General features: G+C 35.7%; 24 protein-coding genes. 15 read left to right on the top strand and 9 right to left on the bottom strand.

All coding sequences use genetic code 11. From position 1 onward, the window contains the following. Window positions 1-17: 17 nt before the first annotated feature. Together PLX19_RS12335 and PLX19_RS12340 are read left to right on the top strand one after the other, a co-directional pair. Window positions 18-1,649, top strand: a complete 1,632-nt coding sequence (locus tag PLX19_RS12335) for a YceG family protein (RefSeq protein WP_272188928.1) — start codon at window positions 18-20, stop codon at window positions 1,647-1,649. 18 nt (window positions 1,650-1,667) lie between these two features. Further along, window positions 1,668-2,747 (top strand): toxic anion resistance protein, encoded by a 1,080-nt coding sequence (locus tag PLX19_RS12340; protein ID WP_272188929.1) that lies wholly within the window; start codon window positions 1,668-1,670, stop codon window positions 2,745-2,747. 27 nt (window positions 2,748-2,774) lie between these two features. Here PLX19_RS12340 and PLX19_RS12345 read toward each other — a convergent pair whose 3' ends face one another. Further along, window positions 2,775-5,441 carry a cation-translocating P-type ATPase gene (locus tag PLX19_RS12345; RefSeq protein ID WP_272188930.1) on the bottom strand — a complete coding sequence of 889 codons (2,667 nt, stop codon included), beginning with the start codon at window positions 5,439-5,441 and terminating at the stop codon, window positions 2,775-2,777. Window positions 5,442-5,663: 222 nt separating this feature from the next. Beyond that, complete coding sequence (locus PLX19_RS12350) at window positions 5,664-5,888, bottom strand: DUF1128 domain-containing protein (protein ID WP_272188931.1); 225 nt, start codon at window positions 5,886-5,888, stop codon at window positions 5,664-5,666. A gap of 304 nt (window positions 5,889-6,192) precedes the next feature. Here PLX19_RS12350 and PLX19_RS12355 point away from each other — a divergent pair, with 304 nt between their 5' ends. From PLX19_RS12355 to PLX19_RS12365, 3 genes are all read left to right on the top strand, one after another. Further along, on the top strand, window positions 6,193-6,657 hold the full coding sequence (locus tag PLX19_RS12355; RefSeq protein ID WP_272188932.1) for a low molecular weight protein-tyrosine-phosphatase: 465 nt from the start codon (window positions 6,193-6,195) through the stop codon (window positions 6,655-6,657). 158 nt (window positions 6,658-6,815) lie between these two features. After that, window positions 6,816-7,301: a DUF4075 domain-containing protein gene (locus PLX19_RS12360; protein WP_272188933.1), complete on the top strand. Its 486-nt coding sequence runs from the start codon at window positions 6,816-6,818 to the stop codon at window positions 7,299-7,301. Between the two features lie 5 nt (window positions 7,302-7,306). Continuing rightward, window positions 7,307-8,170 (top strand): YihY/virulence factor BrkB family protein, encoded by an 864-nt coding sequence (locus PLX19_RS12365; RefSeq protein ID WP_272188934.1) that lies wholly within the window; start codon window positions 7,307-7,309, stop codon window positions 8,168-8,170. A 192-nt stretch (window positions 8,171-8,362) separates the two neighbouring features. Here the strand turns inward: PLX19_RS12365 and PLX19_RS12370 are convergent, their stop codons facing one another. Both PLX19_RS12370 and PLX19_RS12375 read right to left on the bottom strand, forming a co-directional pair. Further along, the gene (locus PLX19_RS12370; RefSeq protein ID WP_272188935.1) at window positions 8,363-10,291 is read right to left on the bottom strand and encodes a heavy metal translocating P-type ATPase; all 1,929 of its coding nucleotides are present in this window, start codon (window positions 10,289-10,291) and stop codon (window positions 8,363-8,365) included. 58 nt (window positions 10,292-10,349) lie between these two features. Then, window positions 10,350-10,553 (bottom strand): hypothetical protein, encoded by a 204-nt coding sequence (locus tag PLX19_RS12375; protein WP_272188936.1) that lies wholly within the window; start codon window positions 10,551-10,553, stop codon window positions 10,350-10,352. A gap of 294 nt (window positions 10,554-10,847) precedes the next feature. Between PLX19_RS12375 and PLX19_RS12380 the strand changes: the two genes are divergently transcribed. Then, window positions 10,848-11,798: a DMT family transporter gene (locus tag PLX19_RS12380; protein WP_272188937.1), complete on the top strand. Its 951-nt coding sequence runs from the start codon at window positions 10,848-10,850 to the stop codon at window positions 11,796-11,798. Between the two features lie 160 nt (window positions 11,799-11,958). Continuing rightward, a complete protein-coding gene (locus tag PLX19_RS12385; protein ID WP_272188938.1) occupies window positions 11,959-12,639 on the top strand; it encodes a lysoplasmalogenase in 681 nt (226 codons plus the stop codon). A gap of 36 nt (window positions 12,640-12,675) precedes the next feature. Here the strand turns inward: PLX19_RS12385 and PLX19_RS12390 are convergent, their stop codons facing one another. Beyond that, entirely contained in the window at window positions 12,676-12,960 is a 285-nt protein-coding gene (locus PLX19_RS12390; RefSeq protein ID WP_272188939.1) for a hypothetical protein, read from the bottom strand. A gap of 392 nt (window positions 12,961-13,352) precedes the next feature. Between PLX19_RS12390 and lepB the strand changes: the two genes are divergently transcribed. Next, window positions 13,353-13,886, top strand: a complete 534-nt coding sequence (gene lepB / locus PLX19_RS12395; RefSeq protein ID WP_272188940.1) for a signal peptidase I — start codon at window positions 13,353-13,355, stop codon at window positions 13,884-13,886. Window positions 13,887-13,899: 13 nt separating this feature from the next. Beyond that, a complete protein-coding gene (locus tag PLX19_RS12400) occupies window positions 13,900-14,331 on the top strand; it encodes a hypothetical protein (RefSeq protein ID WP_272188941.1) in 432 nt (143 codons plus the stop codon). A gap of 51 nt (window positions 14,332-14,382) precedes the next feature. Here PLX19_RS12400 and PLX19_RS12405 read toward each other — a convergent pair whose 3' ends face one another. Next, window positions 14,383-17,181, bottom strand: coding sequence for a dynamin family protein (locus PLX19_RS12405; RefSeq protein WP_272188942.1), 2,799 nt, complete (start codon window positions 17,179-17,181; stop codon window positions 14,383-14,385). A gap of 363 nt (window positions 17,182-17,544) precedes the next feature. Here PLX19_RS12405 and PLX19_RS12410 point away from each other — a divergent pair, with 363 nt between their 5' ends. Then, on the top strand, window positions 17,545-18,147 hold the full coding sequence (locus PLX19_RS12410; protein WP_272188943.1) for a DedA family protein: 603 nt from the start codon (window positions 17,545-17,547) through the stop codon (window positions 18,145-18,147). Between the two features lie 22 nt (window positions 18,148-18,169). Here the strand turns inward: PLX19_RS12410 and PLX19_RS12415 are convergent, their stop codons facing one another. Together PLX19_RS12415 and PLX19_RS12420 are read right to left on the bottom strand one after the other, a co-directional pair. Further along, window positions 18,170-18,316, bottom strand: a complete 147-nt coding sequence (locus PLX19_RS12415; RefSeq protein ID WP_141525097.1) for a BH0509 family protein — start codon at window positions 18,314-18,316, stop codon at window positions 18,170-18,172. A 477-nt stretch (window positions 18,317-18,793) separates the two neighbouring features. Further along, window positions 18,794-19,843, bottom strand: coding sequence for an NAD(P)/FAD-dependent oxidoreductase (locus PLX19_RS12420; RefSeq protein ID WP_272188944.1), 1,050 nt, complete (start codon window positions 19,841-19,843; stop codon window positions 18,794-18,796). Window positions 19,844-20,176: 333 nt separating this feature from the next. On the opposite strand from PLX19_RS12420, the gene PLX19_RS12425 reads away from it, so the two are divergent. The 3 genes from PLX19_RS12425 to PLX19_RS12435 are packed head-to-tail and all read left to right on the top strand — an operon-like array spanning window position 20,177 to window position 23,187. After that, a complete protein-coding gene (locus PLX19_RS12425; RefSeq protein WP_272188945.1) occupies window positions 20,177-21,100 on the top strand; it encodes an iron-hydroxamate ABC transporter substrate-binding protein in 924 nt (307 codons plus the stop codon). A gap of 48 nt (window positions 21,101-21,148) precedes the next feature. Then, a complete protein-coding gene (locus PLX19_RS12430) occupies window positions 21,149-22,183 on the top strand; it encodes a FecCD family ABC transporter permease (RefSeq protein WP_272188946.1) in 1,035 nt (344 codons plus the stop codon). Further along, window positions 22,183-23,187 (top strand): FecCD family ABC transporter permease, encoded by a 1,005-nt coding sequence (locus tag PLX19_RS12435; RefSeq protein ID WP_272189015.1) that lies wholly within the window; start codon window positions 22,183-22,185, stop codon window positions 23,185-23,187. The genes PLX19_RS12430 and PLX19_RS12435 overlap by 1 nt, the downstream gene beginning before the upstream one ends. A 148-nt stretch (window positions 23,188-23,335) precedes the next feature. Here the strand turns inward: PLX19_RS12435 and PLX19_RS12440 are convergent, their stop codons facing one another. Next, a complete protein-coding gene (locus tag PLX19_RS12440; protein ID WP_272188947.1) occupies window positions 23,336-23,752 on the bottom strand; it encodes a pyridoxamine 5'-phosphate oxidase family protein in 417 nt (138 codons plus the stop codon). A 173-nt stretch (window positions 23,753-23,925) separates the two neighbouring features. Here PLX19_RS12440 and cax point away from each other — a divergent pair, with 173 nt between their 5' ends. Next, the gene (cax, locus tag PLX19_RS12445; protein ID WP_272188948.1) at window positions 23,926-24,981 is read left to right on the top strand and encodes a calcium/proton exchanger; all 1,056 of its coding nucleotides are present in this window, start codon (window positions 23,926-23,928) and stop codon (window positions 24,979-24,981) included. A gap of 72 nt (window positions 24,982-25,053) precedes the next feature. After that, a complete protein-coding gene (locus PLX19_RS12450; protein ID WP_272188949.1) occupies window positions 25,054-25,851 on the top strand; it encodes a YfkD famly protein in 798 nt (265 codons plus the stop codon). The last annotated feature ends 19 nt before the right edge of the window (window positions 25,852-25,870 follow it).

Raw genomic sequence — 25,870 nt, forward strand, 5'->3', positions numbered from 1 at the left:
TTTGGAGGTGAACGAGTGTGTTTTCACGTTTTACATTTCATCCACAGCTACTCGGTGGGGAAGAAGTATTAAAACAGTTTGAAGTCAGTTTAGCAAAGCGGCCGCATTATGAATTGACAGAGAATAATCTGCATTTTAGTTATATAGGATGTCGCATTCTTGGTGTGCCAAATGATGCGGATGAGTATTATAACCAGTTATTTGAGTATAGTCAAAATGAGAAAATCACTGTGCTTCATGAGCAAAATTTAAATAAGGTCATTTCTTCAGAGAAGCTTCGCGATATTCAGGAAGTTTTTTCACTGCACCAACAAGCCGCAAACGGTTTAACTGTTAATCGTCTCGTTGCTCATTTAACGGGGAAACGTTTGTTGCCCGAAGTAGATCATCCTGATATACAACACTACATACATACAACATTTATTTCAATTTTAAAGCTGTACGAAAAACAGCATAATCAATCGTTAAAAACAGAAGGTTTTCGCCGTTTTTTAATTGATATGATTAAGTTAAGTGAAAATTACATTTCGAAATGGTTTTCACAAAAAGATTATAAAGTACAAATGCCGCAAATTATATGGTACGGTGATGCGTCGGAAAGTCGAATTTACTTTTTATACTTTCTTATTATGCTCGGATGTGACGTATTGTATTATCACCCAGAAGGAAAAGATGGTTTTGAAACAATCGATGAAGAAAGTCGAACATTTGTGATTTCGCATCCAAGTCGAATTTCATTAGAGCCATTTCCAGATAAAAAGAGGGAGCGCGTTGCAACTGTTGCGTATCAAGCTTCAAAAGAGATTGAACAGGTGCTTCATCATGATAATTCACTCTTGTATAAACCATGGCAATTCAGGGCGTACACACCAGTTGCCCGGACGTTAAAAACGACGTATGATGAACTGTTTATCATTACGAAAGAAAAAGCATTTATAAGACCAACATTCTTTGTAGAAAACCAACATATTTATATTCCATCGTTATTTGCAAAAGTGTCTGGTGTCTCTAAAAATGAGAAAGAGTATTTTCAAAGATTAAAAACGTTAACATCATATGAAAATAGTTTGCTAATTAATCAATTTCCTTTTATGAAGGAACAGAAAGCGAATTTTCAATTCCATTATCGTGATGCGTTAAACCGTTCAGGAAAACTTGATGCACAGAACATCATTCAAAGTCATTGGTGGCCGCATAAGCGTTTACCAGAAGGATTGCAATATGGGATTGCAGAGGCAATCATTCATACATGTGAAAGTGGGCTTTGCAAAAGAATGGGATCTGAAAAAGAGCAAGATGTTGCTTTATATGTGTTTGCCCAGCTTTCGCAAATCCCGCCGAACATACTTGAGCAGCTTGAGAAATTTGATTATTCACAAGAAGTGCCGAAAATAGTCATATTTAACAATGAGAAAAGTGGAGAACTGACGCGTTCTGACGCGGTAGTCATGCTCTTTTTAAATCAAATTGGTGTCGATGTGTTACATTTTAATCCGACAGGACGTAATGATATCGAGCAGTATATTGAAGCGGGCGCATTTGATTCCCATTGGTTAGAAGAAGTGAGCTTTGATGTAGAGTTTCACGGTGCGTCGTCCTATAAAAATTTATCAAATACTTTAAAAGGGTTGTTTAAGCCGTTTTTATAAAGAAAGGAAGATACATATATGAATCCAATCGTACTAGATCCAACAACAGAATTGACTGAACAAACATCACAAAATATTCGTCTGCAGTTAAGAGAAGATCCTGAAGTACAGCGCATTTATAATGGTGTAGATATAAAAGATCAATTGGAATTAATTGAGCTAGGAAAAGAGCCATCTGTAGAGATTTCAAGGTTTGCTGATCAAATTTTACATACGATGACATTATCTAAAGTAGAAGATTCTGGTGAGCTATTAAAGCAGCTTGGAAAAATTATGGACAAGTTTGACAGTAAAGATTTCGTTGAAGAAAAGAGCGGTTTTTTCTCTCGTTTATTTAAAAAAGGAAATCAAATGATTGAACAAATCTTTAATAAGTATCAAACGATGGGACGCGAAATGGATAAAGTATACGTGGAAATCACGAAATATCAAGATGAAATGAAACGTTCAATTGGTACGTTAGATGGTTTGTATGAGCAAAACTTAAAATACTATTTAGATTTAGAGAAATACGTTGTTGCGGGTGAAATGTTACTTGAGCGTCTGCAAACAGAATTAGTTCCAATGTATGAAGAGCGTGTTCAGAGCAATGATCAACTTGCAGGAATCGAGCTGGAATCACTAAAGAACTCTGTAGAGATTTTAGAGCAACGCATTGACGATTTAGAAAAAGCGCGTATGGTTGCGCTATTAACAGCACCGCAAATTCGTATGATTCAACGTGGTAACAACAAGTTGATCGGAAAAATTAATACAGCGTTTATTACGACAATTCCTATTTTTAAAAATGGTATTATTCAAGCTGTAAATGCAAAACGACAAAAGCTTGTTGCGGATTCAATGGCAGAACTTGACCGCCGTACAAACGAACTATTAAAGAAAAATGCACAAAATATCGCGACGCAAAGTGTCGAAGTAGCGAAATTAGCAGGTTCCTCAAGTATTAAGATGGAAACGCTTGAAGAGACTTGGAACATTATTTCGAAAGGTGTTCAGGAAACAAAACAAATTGAAGAACAAAACAAACGTGAGCGTGAAGAAAGCCGTAAGCGTATGGCAGACTTAACGGACCGAATTAAGAAAGAAATGCAAGGATAAGAACAGAAAAGGCAGTGAGGAGATTCCTCACTGCCTTTTAAATATTTTTATTACTTCATTTATTAGTAGTGGAATCATACTAAGTAATAAAACAAAGCCCCAATCGTTTACTGTTAAAGCATGGACACCAAATATGCTTGCAAGAGATGGGATCGAAATAATACATACTTGTATACATACTCCGATAAGAAGAGAGAAAACTAAGTATTTATTTGTAAATATTCCGATAGAGAAGATTGATTTTGTTTGTGATCGTAAATTAAAAGAGTGAACGAGCTGTGAAAAACTCAGTGTGACAAAAGCCATTGTTTGCGCATGTAATAAGGCATCTGCTTCAATTTGCGATGGAAAGAGAGGGAAAAGATTCGTATCCCCTGTATATAATTTTGCGCCAACAATAAAGGCAATTAACGTGATGAGTCCAATGACAATTCCGTTTAGAATGAGAAATGGTACACTGCCGCTAAATAAGCTTTCTGCTGCGCGACGCGGTTTCTCCTTCATAACGTCCGGATCTTCTGGATCAACTCCAAGTGATAATGCTGGAAGTGTATCTGTAATTAAATTCACCCACAAAATATGAATGGGACGAAGGGGGGTAGCCCAACCGAGTAAAATAGCTAAAAAGAGTGCAATGATTTCTCCGAAATTACAAGAAAGCAAAAATAGAATAGACTTTTTAATGTTATGGTAAATGTTTCTTCCTTCATCGACTGCTTTGACAATTGAAGAGAAATTATCGTCAGTTAATACCATATCAGCTGCGCCTTTCGCTACATCTGTTCCGGTAACCCCCATTGCGACACCAACATCTGCTTGTTTTAAAGACGGGGCATCATTAACACCATCTCCAGTCATGGAAACGATATTTCCTTTTGCACGTAATGCTTTTACAATTTTTACTTTATGTTCAGGAGAAACGCGAGCAAAGACGTTTAAATGATTAATTTCGTTTGCGAGCTGTTCATCTGAAAGATTATCTAATTGTGTTCCAATTATTACTTCGGATTCTTTTTTAGCAATTCCAAGCTCTTTTGCAATGGCGAAGGCTGTATCTTTATGATCTCCTGTAATCATAACGGTGCGAATGCCAGCTTTCTTGCATTCTTTGATAGCTGCCTTCACTTCTAGGCGAGGCGGGTCAATCATCCCTACAAGACCAATGAAGATAAGATTTTCTTCTGCCTCATACATGTTAATAGGCTCGGCACTGTATTGTTTGAAAGCGAACGAAAGTACTCGTAACGCTTTTTTTGACATCGCTTGTGCCGCTGCTACTATTTCAGTTTGATCACTTTCAGTTAATGGCTGCACAGTGCCATTTTTAAAAATATGTGTGCACTTCGGTAAGAGTTTATCGATTGCCCCTTTTGTCATACTAAAGTAGTTGTCTTCGTATTCATGCAGCGTTGACATCATTTTACGATTGGAATCAAAAGGGAATTCACTTAGGCGTTTATGTTTCTTTTCCATTGCATCTTTTTGAACGTCAAAGGCCAATCCCGCAACAAGAAGGGCAATTTCTGTGGGATCCCCAGTTTGCGACTCAGAGTTGTAAGAGGCATCGTTACATAAAACCATATTTTCTAATAATAGGCGCTGAACATCATTATTTATGTTTAAATTTTCTAATGCATCGTATGTACAGTCACTATAAAAGTGGGTAACTGTCATTTTATTTTGCGTTAATGTACCCGTCTTATCTGAACAAATAATTGTAACAGAGCCAAGTGCTTCGACAGCTGGTAGTTTCCGTATAATCACATTTTGTTTAATCATACGTTGTACACCGATAGCGAGAACAATAGAAACGATAGCTGGTAAGCCTTCTGGAATCGCAGCAACTGCTAAACTAATCGCGGTCATAAACATTTCTAACGTATCACGGCCTTGGAAAAAACCGATTAAGAACATGATGATACATATTCCTACAGAGACAAAGCCTAGATATTTTCCAACTTGCGCTAAGCTTTTTTGAAGAGGTGTTGTATCATCATCAGCTTGATGCAAGAGAGTGGCGATTTTTCCTATTTGTGAATGCATACCCGTTTGGGTAGCTACGCCAACACCGCGACCATATGTAACAAGTGTAGACATAAAGGCCATATTCTTTTGATCACCTAGTGGTACTTTTTTGTTATGGTGCTTGGAAGGATTATACGCTGCATCTTTATCTACAGGAACGGATTCGCCCGTTAAAGCAGACTCTTCAATTTTTAAATTGGCTGTTTCAATGAGCCGTAAGTCACACGGAATATAGCGACCTGCATCCAGCAGAACAATGTCTCCGGGAACGACATTTTCGGATGGGATTTCTTTTAATTCACTACCTCGTTTTACAATTGCTTTTGGAGTCGCCATCTTTTTTAGAGCTTCTAAAGCTTGCTCTGCTTTTGATTCTTGAATGATCCCAATTACAGCATTTAAAATGACAACAACAGCAATAATGCTAGCATCAGCCCATTCGCCGACAACGGCAGAAATAAGAGCGGCAATTAAAAGGACATAAACGAGAATATCATTGATTTGGGCAAAAATACGTTGACCCAAAGTTCTTTTTTTCTTCATTTCGAGTTCGTTTTTTCCGTATTTTTTTAATCGCTCTTTCGCTCTTTCTTCACTTAAACCTTGTTGTTCATTTGTTTCTAGTTCACGCAATATCTGAGTTTTTGTCTTACTGTACCAATTGCTCATATGAAAGCACCTCCAGTAGAAAAACAGTTAGCAATTGTAGTGTGGAAATTTTCGATTTGATGTGAAGTCTCTGATGAGGGGTTGATATTATTTTACAATATTTTGAAGGCTTACGAATAAATGTGGGAATTTGTCATAAATTTGTTGAAAATAAAAAGAAACGGATTTCAAAAGATTGACATGTATCAAACTTTTGGAATCCGCCACCATGGACACTTGTTACTATTTCTTGATTAGTGTGCCTAATTCTTCTGTAATAGCTTGCATTTCGCTAATGCTAAATGTGTCGCGTTTCATAACGTGTTCATAAATGTCGCGTAAGTCTTCGTACATGTCTTCATTGAAGCTTGCAGCTCTCATTGCACCAGCGTTTACCATACGTAATTTTTCTTTTATTGCTTCTACCATATATTCAACGTTCTCTTGTGTTTTTACGGATAAATCCACGGAAGTTTCCCCCTTTAAAATAACATAGACTTATCTTAACATTTTTTTCTCATTTTCGTTAACGGAAGTTTGCAATCACATTAAATTAGTATCTATTTCCTTTATAAGTAATTGTTGATTGTTTATACTAAATATACAAGTTAAAAAACCGACGTAAAAATCTCTTTCTTTTTGGGGGAGATCAGAGCATCTGGCCGCGCATAGAAGCGGTCATGCTGTATTCTACATAGCAGCGACTTATATATCGGAAAATTAAAATGGATATATAAAGATAACAAATGCAGTATGAAGGGAAGAAACAAATATGGTTCGAGTTTTATTTGTTTGTCTAGGAAACATTTGTCGTTCTCCGATGGCAGAAGCAATTTTTCGTGAGCTTGTCAAAAAGGAAAAATTAGAAACAGTAATTGCTGTTGATTCGGCTGGAACAGGGGATTGGCATATCGGCCATCCACCTCATCACGGCACACAGAAAATTTTAATGGAAAATGCAGTATCCTTTGAAGGAATTAAAGCTCGTCAAGTAGAAAAAGAAGACTTAACAAAGTTTGATTATATTATTGCAATGGACAATAAAAACTTAGACGATTTAAAGGCTTTAGGCAAGGCAGGTCGCTATATCGGCAGACTATCTGATTTTGTTCCAAACGGTGGTTGGACAGATGTTCCGGATCCATACTTTACAGGGAACTTTCAAGAAGTATATGACCTTGTAACAGAAGGATGTGCAAAATTGTTAGCGTTCATTCGAAATGAGCAAGGAATATAAGAATGTTAGTTCAGAAAGTAAAATACTTGGCTCCGAGTGATGAGTTGAGTGAATCGAGCTCTTATGGTAAGTTTAATCTTAAAATTTTTTCTTTGAGATTTTCTTGTTCGTTCGAGTAAGATAACTTTCTAACAAAATAGATGAAAGGGTGAAGGAATATGGCAAAGAAGGGAAATCTTGTGCGAAATATTGCAATTGGTGTAGCAGCAGGTGTGGCGGTTTCTATGTTAAAGAAGGAGAATCGTGAAAAGGTAAAACTGACAGCAGGAAAAGCAAAAACAAAAATGATTGAAATTGGTGAAAATGCAAAGCTGAAAGAAAAGGTACAAACAGTTACCGATAAAGGACGCGAACTTGCTGATTTTAATGTTGTAAAAGCAAAAGTAGCGGAAATTAAAAAATTAACGCCAGCTGTTGTGGAAACGTTAAAAGAGACGAAAGATATTTTTAGGAAGAAGAACGCTGTAAAGGAACAACCAGAAACAATTGAAATTCAGGCAATTGTACCAAAAGAAGAGGTAAAGGTAGAAGAAGAGCTAATTACAGGGGAAGATCGCAGAGCGAAGGAACCGATTGCAGAAGAGAAGCAATCAGAAGCGTATATTGAATTAAAACAAAATAAAGAAGAAAAGCAAAGCGTTTAAAAGAGATGAAAACATTTGTACAAAAGGCAAGAACTCATCATGTTTTCACATTTGGAAAAGACTTGTATGATCGAACAATGCGAGATGATCTGGCGGGCTTAGCAGCACAGCTCGCTTATTTCTTCTTGCTTTCCCTTTTTCCAGCGCTCGTTTTTTTAATAACGCTTCTTGGATATATTCCAATTGAGACGGAAGATATATTAACCTTTTTAAGGAATTATGCCCCTGAAGATGCAATGAGTTTAATTGAAGCAAATGTACATACAATAATGAATAAACAAAATAGTGGGTTATTATCGTTTGGTTTACTTGCCATGTTATGGTTTGCATCCAACGGTGTTAATGCAGTGATGAAGGCATTTAACCGCGCCTATGATATCAATGAAACCCGTTCGTTTATTTTAACAAGAGCATTGTCAATTGTATTAACATTAGCGATGATTTTTATGATTGTTTTCGCTTTAATTTTACCTGTATTCGGCCAATTAATTGGATCAGCAATTTTTAAAATTTTAGGTTTATCTGATGAATTTTCGTTTGTGTGGAGTATTGTTCGATTACTACTAAGTTTTCTTGTATTGTTCGGTTTATTTTGCTTTTTGTATAAATTTGCTCCAAATCGTCATGTAAAGAGAAAAGAAGTGATGACAGGCGCATTATTCGCTGCAATTGGATGGATTGTGGTATCGTACTCATTTGCGTTCTATGTCGATAACTTTGGAAATTATTCTACTACATACGGTAGTCTCGGTGGTATTATTATTTTAATATTATGGTTTTATTTAACTGGCTGGGTAATTTTACTTGGCGGAGAAATTAACGCACTCCTAAATTATTATCGAACGAGTGACAATAATTCCCGTAATTAAAAAGAATCCTCTGTCCCATACTAAAAAGGAATAGGGGGGATTATTCATGGGTCAAAATAAGACTGGTAACAGCAAAAATGACAAAAATCAGCGTAAACAACACAGCAGCTCGCAGCCAAAACATAAAACGAGCAGCAGTGCAAACGGACATAATAGTTATCATTAAAAAAAGGGTTCCATATTGGAACCCTTTTAATTATTTGCCTTTAATAACCGTAATCCATTTAAAATAACAAGGATCGTACTTCCTTCATGACCGATGACACCTAATGGAAGTGCTAAAAATTGCAGGAAGTTTGAGCAAATGAGCAGCATGATGACAGTCAACGAAAAGATAACATTTTGCTTTACGATGCGATTCATTCGTTTTGATAAGCGAATGGCTTGCGCTAAGCGGGAAAGTTCACTTTTCATTAAGACAACGTCAGCTGTTTCTAAAGCAACATCAGTTCCTTCTCCCATTGCAACGCCAATACTTGCTGTTGCTAAGGCAGGAGCATCATTAATACCGTCACCAACCATTGCCACTGTACCGTATTTCTCTTTCAATTGTTTTATTGTTTCTACTTTTGTTTCTGGTAAGCAAGATGCGTAATACTCTTTAATATTACTTTCAGCAGCGATTGCTTTTGCTGTTTGTTCATTATCACCTGTAATCATAATTGCTTCGATGCCAAGGCTTTGCAGTTCACGAATGGCTGCAATTGTTTCTTGGCGCAATGTATCTTTTAGAGCAATCAGACCAAGAACACCGTTTTCATCGCTTACATATACGACTGTTTTTCCTCCTTGTTCTAAATGCATGGAAATGCCGCTATGAAATGTTTTTGTTTCTTCTCCAATAAAAGCAGCTTTTCCAATTTTGTACGCTTTATTTTGCAGTGTTCCTTTTAGACCAAACCCTGTAACATCTTCTACGTTTTCTGGTTTTGTTAACGTAATCTCATATGCCTGCTTTGCATAGTTCACAATTGCTTCCGCTAGAGGATGTGTAGAATGACTTTCAATGGATGCTGTAATGTGTAGTAATTCTTTTGCTGATATTCCATCACGCGTATATACATCTGTTACTGTTGGCTTTCCTTGTGTTAATGTCCCTGTTTTATCAAAGGCAATGGCTTTTAACGAAGCTAATCTTTCTAAATGAACACCGCCTTTAAATAAAATGCCATGGCGTGCACCGTTTGAAATCGCTGATAAAGTAGCGGGCGTAATCGCTGCAACAAGTGCACACGGTGAAGCAACAACGAGTAGAATCATCGCACGGTAAAATGTTTCATTCCAGCTCCAGCCAAGCGCATAATGAGGAACGAACATCATAAGTGATACAACGAGAAGTACACCTTTGACATACGTTCCTTCAAACTTCTCAATGAAAAGCTGTGACGGAGACTTTTCACTTTGGGCATTTTGCACGAGGCGAATAATTTTTTGGAACAATGTTTGATCGCTATGTTTTGTAATTTCTACTTCAATCGCACCGCGTAAGTTAACAGTTCCAGCAAATACGTCATCGCCAGGTTTCTTTTCATTTGGAATGGGCTCACCTGAAATCGCCGCTTCATCGATAGTCGTTTCACCCGTGCGAATCATACCATCTGCTGGAACACGTTCACCTGGTTTAATTAAAATGATGTCACCGATTTGCAGCTGTTCAACTGGAATACGTTCTTCCACTCCGCGCGAGATGCGCAGTGCTTCTTCAGGTTGTAAGTCGAGCAGTGCTGAAATTTCTTTTTGACTTTTGCTCATTGTATAAGCTTCCATCGCTCCGCTTAAGGCGAAGATAAAAATTAAGACGGCACCTTCTGTCCAATAGCCGATAATGGCTGAGCCAATTGCTGCAAAAAGCATGAGCATTTCGACGTTCAGCTCTTTTTCTGCGAGTGTGTCTTCAATACCTTCTTTTGCTTTTGCATAACCTCCAATGATATAAGCGAATACGTAAAATATAGTTGCAGGTGTTGTCATGTCATTCTTTGTTAATAACCAACCGATTAAAATTAACACGCCGGATGTAAGCGCAAAAATGAGTTCATAATGCTTTTGAAATGTTGCAAGCCAAGATGAAGAAGCCTGAGTTTCTTGTTGCTTTGATAATGTTTTTACTTCAGAATTCATAGCTTTTTTGCTCCTTTCTATTTGAGAAAAAATTGATTATGGAAACTCTTGTTTTCTTTTAAGGCGGTGTTCCTGTTTGTTTTAATAATGCTTTTATTCCAGCATTCATCGTTTTTGCTCCTTTCGATTGAGAAAAAGAATCATGATCGACAGCCTTATAAAACGGCGAAAGCTGCCATCCATTTAGATAGCAGCATTCTTCTAAGTTGAAATGTTCTTTTGTATTGCGAACATTTTTACTGGTGAATTCATCTCGTTTCACTCCTCTCTATTTGAGAAAAAGAATCATGATCGACACCCTTATAAAACGACGAAAGCTGCCATCCATACGGATAGCAGCATTTCTTAGAAAACACACTCTGTGTAGTTATTTACTTTATTATTATTACTATTCTAGATTGTAACATATGTTACCTTATCCGAAAAGATTTTTACTTATTTCGCTATACGTAGGGAAATGGCAGAAGCAAGGTATAAGTGAAAATACTTGTCTTTTTGACTCCGCTTTGTTATATATGAATATTGTTCATAAAAAGTACGGAAGGGAAGACATCTAGTGAAGACAGAAAGATTTTTTACACATCCGCTCGGTGTATTTATTGCAGCATTAAGTGCAACTTTTCTATGGGGCAGTGCGTTTCCATTTATTAAATTAAGTTATATACAGTTAGACATTCAACCTCATGAAGTAGGCGAGCAAATTTTATTTGCGGGTTACCGCTTTTTCTTAGCAGGAGTGATGCTTTTATTCTTCTTTAAATTGTTAGGGAGAAACTTATCTTTTCAAAAAGGAACAATGAAGCAACTTGTTCAAATTGGTCTGTTTCAAACGTTTTTACAATATGTTTGTTTTTATATCGGTTTGAGCTATAGTACTGGGATTGAAGGAGCAGTTATTTCGGGAACATCGTCATTTTTTCAAATTGTACTAGCGCATTTTCTATATAAAGACGATTCTTTAAATATGAGAAAAATCATTGGCGTATCTATCGGTTTTTGCGGTGTTATTCTTGTTAACATACCAAAAGGAGATATGAATTTTCACTTTGGCATTGGTGAATTGTTATTACTAAGTGCGGCAATGTTGTACTCATACGGTAACATTTTGGCGAAAGAAGGAAGCAAAACGATGGATGTAGGTTATATGACCGCATATCAGATGATTATTGGTTCTCTAGGCTTATTGTTCATCGGGGTTTTACAAGTTGGATTTATGCCGTTTACATTTGATATGCAAACGTTGCTTATGCTCCTATACTTATCATTTTTATCAGCAGCGGGATTTTGTATTTGGAATACTGTGATGAAATACAATAAAGTTGGAAAAGTATCGATGTATATGTTTTTCATTCCAGTATTTGGTGTGATTTTATCGAGCTTGATTTTAGGCGAAGCAATTCATTCTTTTGTATTGTTTGGATTGGCGTGTGTAGCAACTGGAATTATTATCGTGAATCGTACACGTAGTGAAAGAAACAAACCAAATGCAAAAAGTAGCGTAGTGTGAAGAGGTTCATGGAGAGCCTCTTTTTCATATGGAAAGTGAAACTTTCATGAATATCTCAGTGAAATTTGGAACGATTTTTCGAGGGTAATTATAGAAAAAGAAAGGAAAATGATGATTTTATATCGAATAACATAGATACTAATTCATCAAGGAGAAAAATATGAATGAAATGTACGTACTGTTAATTGGACAAGTAGTTTTATTTTTGTTCGGGACCATTTATGCAATAAGACAATCAGAACAAACAAAGAAAAATGAACCATTACCTTTATTTATTCGTTTACTCCTCACTTTCTCATTAACTGGAGCGGCGATATGGATGTGGGTACAGGACCCGGTAATACCTTATCGTCAGTGGGTTGCAATTGGGATGATTTTATCAACAATTGGTGATTTATTTATGGCAGGTTTAATTCCATTTGGGCATCGTCTCATTGGTGGGATGGTGACATTTGCGATTGCACATTGCTTGTATGTTACTGCCTTTTTAGAAACGGGTATTTCGTGGAATGGCTTATATATTGGTTTAGCGGGATACGGCTTGTTTTTAATTATTGGTTGGTTCTTTTTTATTCGAAATCATAAGCAAGATCGATTATTTACAATCGGAGCGCTTGTATATGGACTTTGGGTTGGCGGAATGGCGTGTTTTTCGTTTGCGCTCGCTTATTTCAATCAAGGAATGTGGTGGATTCCGGCGTTAGGTGGTTTTCTATTTGTCATTTCTGACTTTATTATTGGAATTACTGATATCGGTGGACGGAATATAAAATATGATCCTCTTTTAGTTTGGGCAACATATGTGGGAGCGCAAATGTGTATCATTTATGTTGGTATATAAAAAACAAGCTGGTATTTAACCAGCTTGTTTTTTGCGTTAGGCTACAATATTTTTTCGTTGTAAAGCAGCTAAGCTATACTCATCAGCAGATTTATACCCTTGAGCTAAAAGATCATTAATATATAGCTTATTATAAATAAAACAGAAAACTAAATTAGAAAAACCAAATGTAAACATACTTGCAACCAAGATAACCAAACACCATTTCCAGTCTCCACGAAACAATGCTGGGAAGAAGCCGAAGAAAAATACAGTCCAACTAAATCCTAGTTTCGTTTGTTTGATCTGCCCAGTTTTTTCATTTTTAAGCATAACTTTCATAATGAAAACGATTCCTCCTCATACTCTATGTACCAAATAAAAAGACCAGAAGTATTATATAAAATATTTATATATAAGGATACAGCGTATAATATAATTGTAATATTCGGTGAAAGTTACGGTTGTGTATGCTATAACATTTATCCCGCGTTAATGGGCAGTGATCCCCTTACATTAAGGTCGAGAGTGGATGAAACGTAAAAAGTTAATATATAAAATGTGAAAGAAGAACTGCCCTTAAGCGGTTCTTCTTTTGTTGTTAAACAATATGAATTTGTATAGAAAATGTTAGATTTTATTGGGGGAATTGTCCAGGTAATTTACTGATAATATAGAATTTATTGGTAGATGTATTTTATAATATAGATAATAGAGGGGTAAGGGAGAGGCGTATGAAGAAGAAAAGTCGTTTGCGGGAATTCATTGAAGTAGTTGCGATTGCATGTGTGCTTGCTTTTTTCATGAAAGTATTTGTCTTTTTTCCAACAACCGTGCAAGGAGCTTCTATGCAGCCTACCCTTTACGAAGGGGATAAGGTCATTGTAAATAAGATAACAAAGCAAATGGATAGTTATGATCATGGTGATGTCATTGTAGTTAACACGGATAATTATTATGTGAAGCGTATTATCGGTTTACCTGGAGATACGATTGAAATGAAAAACGATCAGCTGTACATCAACAGTCAATTGCAAAAAGAACCTTATTTAGAAAAAAATAAGAAACATGCAAAGCAACTTATGGTGAATTTAACAGAGGATTTTGGTCCGATGAAAATTCCAAAAAATAAAATTTTTGTCATGGGAGATAATCGATTAGTTAGTCGTGATAGTCGTAATGGATTAGGGTTCATTGATAAAGATGATGTATTAGGAAGTTTAGTTGCAATTTACTATCCTTTTAAGCGGGTGCAAACGATAGATTAGAAGGAGGAAGGCTATGGAAGAGATTGTCGGCCATATTTTAGCTGGAATCGCACGGGGAGCAGTTGCACTTTGGGAAGTAGCGGCAGATGCTGCTAAAGCAATCGTTCGAGGAACAATCGGGGTTGGAAGAGTTGTATTTGAAGCTCTGGCAGAAGAACTTGTAGAGTTAGTGCTAGAAAGTTTCGAAGGACGAGAACAGCGAAAACAAAAAAGATTTGCGCGTCATGTGGAAAAGTTAAAGGGACATGATTGGTTCAAGATTATATATGAAAATGGAAAATGCCGCAGTGTGATTCATACAGATAAACGTTATCTACGCTTATTGAGTAAGCGGCGGTACGTACAGAAGCTGGTTCGTAATGAAAACGAACGTACGCGATTTATCCAGCAAATCCGTATTGAAGCAAAGGTCAATGATGTGATATGGGATATACAGAAGGATTAATCGCATAATAACAAAGCAGCCGATAATGGCTGCTTTGTTGGTTTATTACAATTAAAAAGTTTGTGTTTCCTCTATGTTTGTTTCTAACATTGAATCTGTATCAATGTTCCGTTCATCTATACTTAAGACTACTTCATACTGACGCAATCTAAGTTCAAATAGTGTGATAGGATCACGATAAACTTCAGGATTTGATTTCATTTTATGCAATGTATTTTGATATTCTTGTATTTCTAAATGAGTCTGTTCGACAGCTTGTTTCAATGAACTAAACGGATCTCTAAAGAACATAGTAATATCCCTTTCTAGTGCATTTTCAAATAGCTCAAACTGTAAGAAAAACTTGTTTATAATAGAAGTAGTTACATCGGTAAAATCTTCATTTTCTAAATACTGCTTGTATTTGGTATAGAGCATTGTTTTATTTTTAGGAAGAGCTCCGAATAATTTCCCTGCACTTTTTAGTAAAAATTGCGTGGGCGTAAAGCGGCGGAAAATATTTACTTCTTCCATCTGTATTCGATTCGTCATTCGATCCGTATCGCGTCGCCAATCATCAAGTATTTTAAAGTCGCATTCTAACTGGATTCGATTTTCACCGCATAAAGAGTTAAGCCCTTCACTTATTTCTTCTAAATATGATTGACTTTGAAGGAACTCACTATTAGAAGTTTCAATCCAATTCTGCATGGATGAAGCGAAGTTAGGTAATACGGTTTGCTCTAAATAGTTTCGAATTCTCTCATTCATTGCTGCATTTAATTCAGTATCCATGTGTCTAAAATCGCTGTCCTCACTAATTAGATCAGAGCAGCTGTGCAGCAGTTTCGGAATATGCTCTGTAAGGTCATTCGTAATTGTATGTTTCATTGTACGGTATGAATCTGTAATAAAATGGATTTTTTCCTTTTCAAAGGCAGTAACATTATTAATAAAGCCATTTAATCTCATTAAAATGTCTTCGTTCCAATTAATAGAATCTACTAAGTTATTTTCCATCTCAACTCGTTTATCTAACAGATATTGAATTGCTTTTCGAATGAAAAATAGTATTTTTTTCGTACGTTCTTGCTCAAGATTTTTATACTCAAAGTTAAAATGAATAAAATCAGCGAACTCTTTTAGCTGTTGACTGTTTGTATATAACGATGAATAAGGTAAAACTCTCGCATGTGGAAAATATGCGTTTATTCTTGTTTGTGTATCGTGCATCACTCGTTTTATTTCTGCTTCGCTGTAAATGTTATCAATTTTATTTAACAAGAAATGAATTTGTAAATCTGGTGCATGTTCTTGAATGTTTAATAAAATGTCGCGTTCTTTGTCAGTGAAAGGTGAATCTGCATTCAACACGAATAACAAACTGTCTACTGAGTCTAAATAGCCGAATGTTTCATTTTTTAACTCGCTGTTTCTATTAAAGCTAGGTGTAACAACGAATGCTAGTTTGTTTTTACTTAAAAAATTGCAAGGTAATTTAAATTCAATACATGTTTTTTCTTTATATGTTTGTCGGTGCATAGACATCATGTTATGGAAATCAGAGAAATTATTAGTCGTTGAAATTGTCGCATCTGTTATGGCATTAATTTCCGTATGAGCGTCATCTTTAAAGATAACTGCATTTGAGCTTGCGTTTTCTAATATATTTTCTCCTAGTACAGAGTTAATAAATGAAGACTTTCCGCTTCCAGAAGTTCCTGTTACTAAAAGACGATTTGTTCTTAAATCTGCAAGCTCATAGACCAACCATCTAAAGCGATGTCCCATTTCTAAATCATTGTTTTGTGCCCACTGTGTAATAGAATCAAAAAGATGTAAACTATAGTCTAAGCCATCCATATAATTGGTAGAATGTAATAACAATTTTTCTGCATGGTTCACGTCTGCCGCATCTATTTTAGCGGGGAAAACCTCATCCCATGCCAACACTGCTGCAGATGGAAACACAGCATGAGAAGGAATGACCATTTTTAACCAATTCGTTAAAATATTCGGAATAATATCATGTAATTGTCTCAGCATATACTGGCCTTGAATTAATTCAAAATACGTTTCTTCGTAAAGAGAAGAAATGTCGTCCCATCCATCGGCTGAATGTACTTCGATATGTGAGAAAAAGTCATTTATTGTTTTAAGCCAAAGCAAATAAGTTTGTTCGTTCTTATAGCTGTGCCAAAGTGATGAAACAATTTGTGTAAATTGGACTAAGTCTACATGATGTAATGTAATGAGTACTTTATAAAAATAATCTGGTGAAATGGTTTTCGTAAATCCTTGATCAATATATTCTTTTAGAATCTCAAACCATTGGAAGGACTCTGTTCGAATTATTTCATTTACAGCAAGTTCCACCGCACTGTCCCAATCTTGCTGTTCTTCATAAAAGGAACGAGCAATGGTTGTAACGTTTGGATAATCGGGATTTGCAGAAACAGCTTCTTTAATAACGGCGAAAGCTAAGTCAAGTTTGTTTTGTTCTATGTAAAGAGAGAGTAATTGCAATGAAATTTCGGTCATAAGTATTTTATTATCAGTAGTAATGGACGTATACACAGTTTCGGCAGCTGATAATTGGTTAAGTTCGAAGTAAGCATCTGCAATATTCTTTTGTGCCCATGGTTCTAATTCATTATTGACTTTCTCCCATTTAAAAATAGCTGATTCAAAATCTTGATGGTGATAATAAAACTCACCTTGTGCAAAACGAATATAAGATCCATCCGAAAATTCATTTTTTTGCTCAGCTAAATATGCTTCTCCAAGTACTTGAAGAGGCGGATGTGTTTCATTTTCCATTAGAAATGTTTCATAATATATTTTTTTTATTAACTGTTTTTCTAGTGTCATGTTTTTCCTCCACTATATATTAAAAAATGAATATTCCTTCATATGTCAACACTTTCTTGCATTGATGTTTTTTATTCTAGCAAAGATTTTCTTTTAAAAAATTTCAATTTCCTTTCATTTTTAGAGTAGGATTGAATTTTCATGCATAAAGTTTCAGTTTTTTTTCAATTTCCTTTCAGTTCTGAAACAACATTAGCTCTTCCTAATAACATAATACGACTATAATATTCTACATGAAGTTGTAACATTGAATGTAGAGTTCGTCATAAAAACAATGTATAGTGAATATGTATACCATGTTTGCTTTATTGATAGAGAGGGTACAATGTGGAATAACGATAACGTATAGGATGTGTCGTGCGAATGGAAGAACATATTGGTGAATTAATCGCACACTACGGTTATTATGGAATTATTATTGCGCTTGCTGGAGGAATCGTCGGATTACCAATACCAGATGAATTTCTACTTACATTTGTCGGATATAATATTTCAAGGGGATATATGTCAGGAACAGAAGCTTTTACGAGCGGCATGGCTGGGGCTATAATTGGGATTACATTAAGTTATATGCTCGGCTTGAAATTAGGACTCCCTGTATTGAAAAAGTATGGTTCTAAAGTGGGGATTAAAGAAGCACAAATTGAGAAGACACATATTTTATTTGAGAAGTATGGTCCTTTTTTATTGGTGTTTGGCTATTTTATACCTGGTGTTAGACATTTAACTGCTTATTTTGCAGGAATGTCTGACTTAAAATGGGGGAAGTTTTTTTTATATGCGTATGGCGGTGCGCTCATTTGGGTGAGCGTTTTTATTGGGCTTGGGTGGAAATTAGGAGAAAAGTGGCGAGATGTAGAGTACAATTTACATCGATATGGATTTTGGATTTGTGTTGTTTCAATCATCATTGTTTTGATTGTTTATACATATGTAAAAATGCAAAAAGCTAAAAAAAACCGCTAATGTATATAGCGGTCTTTTTATGTTATTCTGCAATTTCCTCATATAAGAAGTATGTCACATTGTAAATATGTTCTACTTCGTCATCGGTCATATACATCAGTTCTTCACGTTCAATGCCTTTTTTCTTTTCAATAAATTCAATCATATTTTTCCGTTCTTCTCTTCTTATCATGTTTATTTCTCCTCCCAATCTGTTTTAATACAGTTTATTTAAGTTAATACTATTATATAACAGAATCTTTAGAAAGTTCCAGCTTTTTCAATTTTTTTTGGAAAAGAACTTTTCGACAAAACGAGACGTCGCAAAATATTAAATATATATGTATTAGAGAAGTAGGGTAAGAATGTGTCGCTTCTTACGATACGGTGTAATACGAGAAATACCAATTTTTTTATAGTTTGCTTACTTAATAAAAACTCATCATTTACTTCGGTATGCTTGTTAAGCTGAGTTTTTCTTTCTTCAGGAACGCATTTTACAATATAACATAACTCCACTTGTAGAAACATTGATAACATTTCTTCTTTCCTAAACATCGTTATTTGCAGTCAAGTACACTTAACAAACTCATACCATAATCTCAGTTCCAACTATTTTTGTGCGTAAAGAAAAGATAAAAAGCATCCGTTATTTCACGAATGCTTTTTATCTCATCATTTGATTAATAAGTTCCCGGTTACGTTGTTTAAAAACATCATTATGGGAAGAAACCATGCCATATTCACTTGCATCCGGCTGAATAAATTGTTTTGCTTTATTCACGGCGTTTCCAGCATCTTGAAAAGCACCAGCGATTAAATGCAATTTACCCTCGTGTTTTAAAATATCTCCCGCAGCGTATAATCCTTCTATGGAAGATTCACTATTTGCATTACCTGCAATAAAGTGATCATCTATTATTTCAATATTTAGTTCACTATTTTCTAATAATGTCATATCACGTTCATATCCATGATTAATAATGACTTCATCAATTGATAAATATGAAACTTCTCCTGTTTCATGATTTGTTAATTCCACACGCTCAATGGCTTCATGATTATCACCTGCAATTAACTTGGTAATCGTTGTATGCAAGAAGCATATTGCAGAGCTATTCATAAGTTGTGTTATTTGTGCTTCATGACCAGACAAAGTATCTTTTCGATATGTTAAATACACTTTTTTTGCAATCGGCTCCAATTCATTAGCCCAATCGATTGCAGAATTGCCTCCGCCTGACACAATGACCGTTTTATCCTGAAAATGTTTTAAGGATTTTACAGTATAATTTAAATTCGATACTTCAAATCTTTCAGCACCTGAAATTGCTAATTTTTGTGGCTTTAATATTCCACTTCCTGTTGCTACAATAACAGTCTTTGAAAAATGCCTTTCTCCAGAGGATGTCTTTAACACAAAGATTCCCTCTTCATTACGAGTTATCGATTCTACTTTTTCATTTAATACGACTTCTGGATGGAATGTTAATCCTTGCTCTACAAGTTGATCAATTAACTTAGCCCCTATAACTGGTGGCAATCCTCCAATATCCCAAATCATTTTTTCTGGATAAACATGTATCTTTCCACCTAATTGTGGTTGAAATTCAATAATCTTCGTTTTCATTTCTCTTAATCCACTATAAAACGCTGAATAAAGCCCTGCAGGTCCACCGCCGATCACAGTTACATCAAATAATTCCTCTTGATTCATTCGCGTTCACTCCTCAGTTTTTAATTCATATTGATTATCATTCTCAATAAAATATAACCTGTTTCAATTAGATTTACAATCTAAATTACTATTGACAATCTAAAAAGATAAAATTATATTATTAAGTGGTTGACATTGATAATCATTTTCAATTTATGCTTATTAACAAAGTTGGAGGGAATATAACGTTTCATTGACTTATAAATCATTCAAGTACTTTTATTGCAATAAATCTCGATATCAAGATTTGTAAGCACAATGTAGAACGAATTATGAGATATCATCCTGTTAGAAAGCTATATATTACATTCATTTTATAAAAGGAGAAGACGAATGAAAAAATTATTCATTTTACTTACAGTTCTATTTGTACTTGTTATGAGTGCTTGTAGCAACGGATCAACAGATAAGAAAGACGATTCAAGTGCAAAGGGAAGTAAATCAGAAACAATTACATACCAATCCGAAAATGGTAAAGTTGCAGTCCCTGCAAATCCAAAGCGCGTCGTTGTATTATCATCATTTGCAGGTAACGTAATGTCTTTAGGAGTAAATCTTGTTGGGGTAGATTCATGGTCCAAACAAAATCCACGTTTTCAAGAGAAATTAAAAGATGTTGCTGAAGTATCAGATGAAAATATCGAAAAAATTATTGAATTAAACCCAGACTTAATTATTGGTTTATCTAATATCAAAAACGTTGATAAGTTAAAGAAAATTGCTCCAACTGTTACATTCACATACGGAAAAGTAGATTACTTAACTCAACATTTAGAAATAGGTAAATTACTAAATAAAGAAAAAGAAGCAAAAGCTTGGGTGGACGATTTCAAGAAACGTGCACAAGCAGCAGGGAAAGATATTAAAGCAAAAATCGGAGAAGACGCAACCGTTTCTGTTATTGAAAACTTCAACAAGCAAATTTATGTATACGGCGAGAACTGGGGCCGTGGAACAGAAATTCTTTATCAAGAAATGAAATTAAAAATGCCTGAAAAAGTAAAAGAAAAAGCATTAAAACCAGGTTATTATGCATTATCTACTGAGGTTCTACCTGAGTATGCTGGGGATTACTTAATTGTAAGTAAAAATAAAGATACCGATAACTCATTCCAAGAAACAGAATCATACAAAAACATTCCAGCTGTGAAAAATAATAGAGCATTCGAAGTAAACATGATGGAATTCTACTTTAATGATCCACTTACATTAGATTTCCAACTAGACTTCTTCAAGAAAAGCTTTCTTGGTCAATAATACAACAATGAGGAATTCTTAAAATAAGAATTCCTCTTCCTTTATTCTATGAAAAGAAAAGATGTGAAACGAATGACAAAAAACAATCTACGTTCTGCCGCCTTTACGTACAAATTTATTTTAGGAATCATTGCGTTTTTCCTTATTTTTATAATCGCGATGTTGTTTGGTGCGGCAGATACAACTGTAAAGGATGTATGGTTAGCACTTACTTCTTCAGCCAAAGGAGAAAAGCTTTCCGTGATCAGGGAACTACGCTTACCACGTGAAGTTGCAGCTATTTTTGTTGGGGCCGGTCTCGCAGTTTCTGGTGCAATTATGCAAGGATTAACTCGCAATCCACTTGCTGATCCGGGTCTACTTGGTCTAACTGGTGGCGCTAACGCTGCACTTGCTATTACCATTGTCTTTATACCCTCTGTAAATTACGTTTATATGATGATTGCCTGCTTTATTGGAGCAGCAATCGGTGCAATGATGGTTTTTGGCATTGGGTTGATTCGAAAGGGAGGGCTTTCTCCCTTTCGAATCGTCCTTGCTGGATCGGCGGTTTCAGCCTTCTTAATTGCGGTGTCAGAAGGTATTGGGATTTATTTCAAGATCTCGCAAGACGTATCTATGTGGACAGCAGGAGGCGTAATTGGAACAACATGGAGCCAGCTACAAATCATTATTCCCGTTATTTCAGTAAGTATATTCATTGCCATTTTATTTTCAAAGAAATTGACGATTCTAAGTCTAAGCGAAGAAGTTGCAATTGGACTTGGTCAAAAAATCATCGTCATTAAAACTGTTCTTTTTATTGTTATCATTTTGCTTGCAGGTGCCTCTGTTGCACTTGTTGGAAACATGGCATTCGTCGGTTTAATGGTGCCCCATATGGTACGATCAATCGTCGGGCCAGACTATCGCTTTGTTATCCCGATGTCTGCAATAGTTGGAGCTTCTTTTATGCTACTTGCTGACACAATCGGACGTACAATGAATGCTCCATATGAAACGCCACTTGTTGCCATTGTTTCCATTGTAGGTCTACCATTCTTCCTATTCATTGTACGGAAAGGAGGAAGAACATTCTCATGATTCAACAATCAATTTTAAAAAAACAACGACTCATTATAATGGTTTTACTTATACTTATTATCACAACAATCATAGTCGGTATGGGATTAGGAGCTGCTTCACTCTCCTACGATAGGCTGCTTCCGACATTATTTGGACAAGGAACATTTAAAGAAGAATTTGTTTTATTCTCTCTTAGGTTGCCTAGAATTACAATTACACTATTAGCCGGCATGGCACTTGCCTTATCAGGGGCTATATTACAAGGAATTACTCGAAACGATTTAGCTGAACCTGGAATTATCGGTATTAATTCAGGAGCGGGTGTAGCGATTGCAATTTTCTTTTTGTATTTTCCAATCGATGCAGGTTCATTTGTATACTTACTACCAGTTGTTGGATTTATGGGGGCTTTTATTACAGCTTGTCTGATTTATGTCTTTTCATATAAAAAAGCTACGGGACTTCAGCCGATAAATTTAACATTAACGGGGATTGGATTCTCATTCGCACTCTCAGGGACAATGATTGTAATTATCTCCTCTGCTGAACGTGCCAAAGTAGATTTTATCGCAAAATGGATTGCCGGAAATATTTGGGGAGATGATTGGGTCTTTGTATTGGCTATCCTTCCATGGTTAGCTATGCTGATCCCGTTCACGTTATATAAGGCAAACCGTCTAAACATTCTTGCCTTAAACGAATCCGTAGCGATTGGCGTCGGGATCGAAATTGAAAAAGAACGTCGCTCTCTACTACTAGCAGCCGTTGCATTGGCTGCCACTGCAGTTTCAGTTACAGGGGGAATCGCCTTTATCGGGCTCATGGCTCCGCATATTGCAAAATCTTTAGTTGGGCCAAGACATCAAATATTTGTCCCTGTAGCCATTCTAATCGGTGGATGGCTCTTATTACTTGCAGATACAATTGGTCGGCATATTGTAGAACCAAGTGGAATTCCTGCAGGTATTATGGTTGCTTTTATTGGTGCTCCTTATTTTATGTATTTGTTACTGAAAAAGTAGAAAAAGCCTGTGAGAATTTCCTTTCTCAAGGCTTTTTCCATTTCTTGTTATTGGCCATAGCCTTCAAACTATATTTAAAATTTAACGAAGTCTTGTTTTGTTCGTTATCCCGCTATTTGTGGGCAGTAAAGGCTGTGGAAGTTTCACTTTATAGACGTATAAATTCTGGTTGTGTTGTACCAGCACTATCAATGTAATAAATTGTTTCAGGATTGATTTTGATTAACACGTAATTTGGATCTTCAGGACCAAGTAACCACCGTTTTAAACTATTTGTCCAAAATTTATTTTTTAACGTACTGTCTTCTTCAATAGAAGCAATGCCTTCTATTTCAAGATATTCTTCGTCCCATTTTTTTCCCTCGCGACCAAGTAAAATATGAACAGTTGCATTTTGTTCGATATCCGTTATTTTTTTTGATTGCCGATCTGTTGCAGCATACAATACAAAATCTTCGTGAAAAAACATCATAAAGCAGCTATACGGTTTGTTGTCACGAATGGTTGCGAGGACACCAATTTGTTGGTTTTGGATAATATTTGCTATTTTTTCTTTTAGATGCATTTGTTTATGCTCCTTTCGAGTATCTCATACTTAACATTCATATTTTTTGTTCGCTCTTACTTTTTTCTTCAATGCTCTTTTTTAAACGTAATTATGATAAAAATTGGGTAAATTAAAAGAATAATAATGGTAATATAAAGAGTGATTGATAAAGGAATGGAAGGATGAAAAGGATGTTTAATAAGATTTTTTTGCTTCTTGCAGTCATTGGTGTACCGCTTTCTGTCCTTGGTAACGTAATGCATTGGCCCCAAACAATCATGTTTTCCGTATATTGCGTTACAATTATTGCACTGGCCGGTTTTATGGGGAGAGCAACGGAAAGTTTGGCAGTTGTGTCAGGACCTCGTATAGGAGGCTTGTTAAACGCAACATTTGGTAATGCAGTTGAGCTTATTATTTCTATTTTTGCATTGCGAGCTGGGTTAACAGAAGTAGTACTTGCTTCGTTAACAGGTTCTGTTCTTGGGAACTTATTATTAGTGGGTGGACTCTCTTTTTTTGTAGGTGGTCTAAAGTATAAACGTCAAAGCTTTAATGTATATGACGCGAGGCATAATTCATCTTTATTAATTTTTGCGGTTGTCGTTGCTTTTGTCATTCCAGAGATATTTTCAATGAACATGAACGTAGAAAAAACGTTCCAACTTAGCGTCGGCATTTCTATCATTATGATTGTTTTATATTTAGCGGCATTGTTTTTTAAACTTGTCACGCATCGCGGTGTATACCAGCATAAAGAAGAAGTAGTAGAGCATGATGAAGAGCCAGAATGGTCAAAAGGAAAAGCGTTGCTTATTTTGGCAATTGCAACGGTAGCAGTTGCTTATGTATCAGAGGCACTTGTACATACAATTGAAACTGTTGCGAAAACGTTTGGCTGGAGTGAATTATTTATCGGGATTATCATTGTGGCGATTGTCGGAAATGCAGCAGAGCATGCATCGGCTATAGTTATGGCTTATAAAAATAAAGTTAATGTTGCTGTTGAAATTGCAGTTGGTTCCACATTACAAATTGCCATGTTTGTTGCGCCTGTACTTGTTATTATTTCTATGTTCTTTGCGGTAAATATGCCTCTTGTATTCACGATTCCAGAATTGGTAGCAATGATCACGGCTGTATTTTTGACAATTGCTATATCAAATGATGGCGATACGAACTGGTTTGAAGGTCTAACATTACTTGCAGCGTATTTCATTATGGGAATCGGTTTTTATTTATTATAAAAAGTTTGGATAACAATAGAGAGCAGGGAAAAGAATATAACCGTATAGTCCCATTAGGAAGGAGCTTTACGGATGAAACGAGTGTGCAATATTTATATCACCATTATGTTCTCGTTTATCTTTTTATTTCCTTGTAGTAGTTTTGCGAAGATAGAATTGAATGTGAAAGTTCCACCATCTGTTTTAAACATTTCAAAAGAAAATACGTATCCAAATCCAACACAGGATTTGCCGCGCTTGCAACCGAGTGAACTAGCCAAAACGTTGCTTGAGACATCGCCAATAAAGATTGAAAATCCGGATTTAATTCGAATGTTTAATGAAACATCTATTTCTAATGCACCACTTGCAGTTGGGTACCGCGCGAAAATTTATTTAGGACAATGGCCTTTAAATTATGAATCGATTGAAACAACAATGAACTGGGAATACAGGCAAGTCAATCGGAATATTCATGATAATCGCGGTGGACAGGGATTTTATCCGCTTCGCTATAGACAAGAAGCACAAAAACTAGTAGAAGGTGGGCTTACTTCTTACATTAAGGATCCAGAAGATGTGAAGAAGATGATGCTGCTAAAAGCGATGGAAAAAGTACGTTTACCTCTTTCGTTTAAAACGATTATTGGTTATGGAACCCAGCATGAACGAGTATATAATATTAGTCCGAAACAACTTGGATACTTATATGCGTATACGCCAGCCGTTAACGAAAAAGGAAAAGTAACATTTGGTGAAGTATATCTTGTCTTAAAAGGAAATCAGCGAAAATTGATGATTAAAAATATTACATCACAAGGAATTGGAGCGTCCATACCAATTCAAGATCATATTTCTTTTAAGTTTATTTCGTCTCCTGATCCAAAGTAAAGGTTAAGAAAAAACGTCA

It is taken from the genome of Bacillus sp. BP-3, assembly GCF_028401955.1.
In the GTDB taxonomy this organism is placed as follows: domain Bacteria; phylum Bacillota; class Bacilli; order Bacillales; family Bacillaceae_G; genus Bacillus_A.

Bases quoted from the DNA above. Each gene is read 5' to 3' on its own strand.
- PLX19_RS12340 (WP_272188929.1), top strand. From the start codon at position 1,668: ATGAATCCAATCGTACTAGATCCAACAACAGAATTGACTGAACAAACA.
- PLX19_RS12345 (WP_272188930.1), bottom strand. From the start codon at position 5,441: ATGAGCAATTGGTACAGTAAGACAAAAACTCAGATATTGCGTGAACTA.
- PLX19_RS12355 (WP_272188932.1), top strand. From the start codon at position 6,193: ATGGTTCGAGTTTTATTTGTTTGTCTAGGAAACATTTGTCGTTCTCCG.
- PLX19_RS12360 (WP_272188933.1), top strand. From the start codon at position 6,816: ATGGCAAAGAAGGGAAATCTTGTGCGAAATATTGCAATTGGTGTAGCA.
- PLX19_RS12365 (WP_272188934.1), top strand. From the start codon at position 7,307: ATGAAAACATTTGTACAAAAGGCAAGAACTCATCATGTTTTCACATTT.
- PLX19_RS12370 (WP_272188935.1), bottom strand. From the start codon at position 10,291: ATGAATTCTGAAGTAAAAACATTATCAAAGCAACAAGAAACTCAGGCT.
- PLX19_RS12385 (WP_272188938.1), top strand. From the start codon at position 11,959: ATGAATGAAATGTACGTACTGTTAATTGGACAAGTAGTTTTATTTTTG.
- PLX19_RS12390 (WP_272188939.1), bottom strand. From the start codon at position 12,960: ATGAAAGTTATGCTTAAAAATGAAAAAACTGGGCAGATCAAACAAACG.
- lepB (WP_272188940.1), top strand. From the start codon at position 13,353: ATGAAGAAGAAAAGTCGTTTGCGGGAATTCATTGAAGTAGTTGCGATT.
- PLX19_RS12400 (WP_272188941.1), top strand. From the start codon at position 13,900: ATGGAAGAGATTGTCGGCCATATTTTAGCTGGAATCGCACGGGGAGCA.
- PLX19_RS12405 (WP_272188942.1), bottom strand. From the start codon at position 17,181: ATGACACTAGAAAAACAGTTAATAAAAAAAATATATTATGAAACATTT.
- PLX19_RS12410 (WP_272188943.1), top strand. From the start codon at position 17,545: ATGGAAGAACATATTGGTGAATTAATCGCACACTACGGTTATTATGGA.
- PLX19_RS12420 (WP_272188944.1), bottom strand. From the start codon at position 19,843: ATGAATCAAGAGGAATTATTTGATGTAACTGTGATCGGCGGTGGACCT.
- PLX19_RS12425 (WP_272188945.1), top strand. From the start codon at position 20,177: ATGAAAAAATTATTCATTTTACTTACAGTTCTATTTGTACTTGTTATG.
- PLX19_RS12430 (WP_272188946.1), top strand. From the start codon at position 21,149: ATGAAAAGAAAAGATGTGAAACGAATGACAAAAAACAATCTACGTTCT.
- PLX19_RS12440 (WP_272188947.1), bottom strand. From the start codon at position 23,752: ATGCATCTAAAAGAAAAAATAGCAAATATTATCCAAAACCAACAAATT.
- cax (WP_272188948.1), top strand. From the start codon at position 23,926: ATGTTTAATAAGATTTTTTTGCTTCTTGCAGTCATTGGTGTACCGCTT.
- PLX19_RS12450 (WP_272188949.1), top strand. From the start codon at position 25,054: ATGAAACGAGTGTGCAATATTTATATCACCATTATGTTCTCGTTTATC.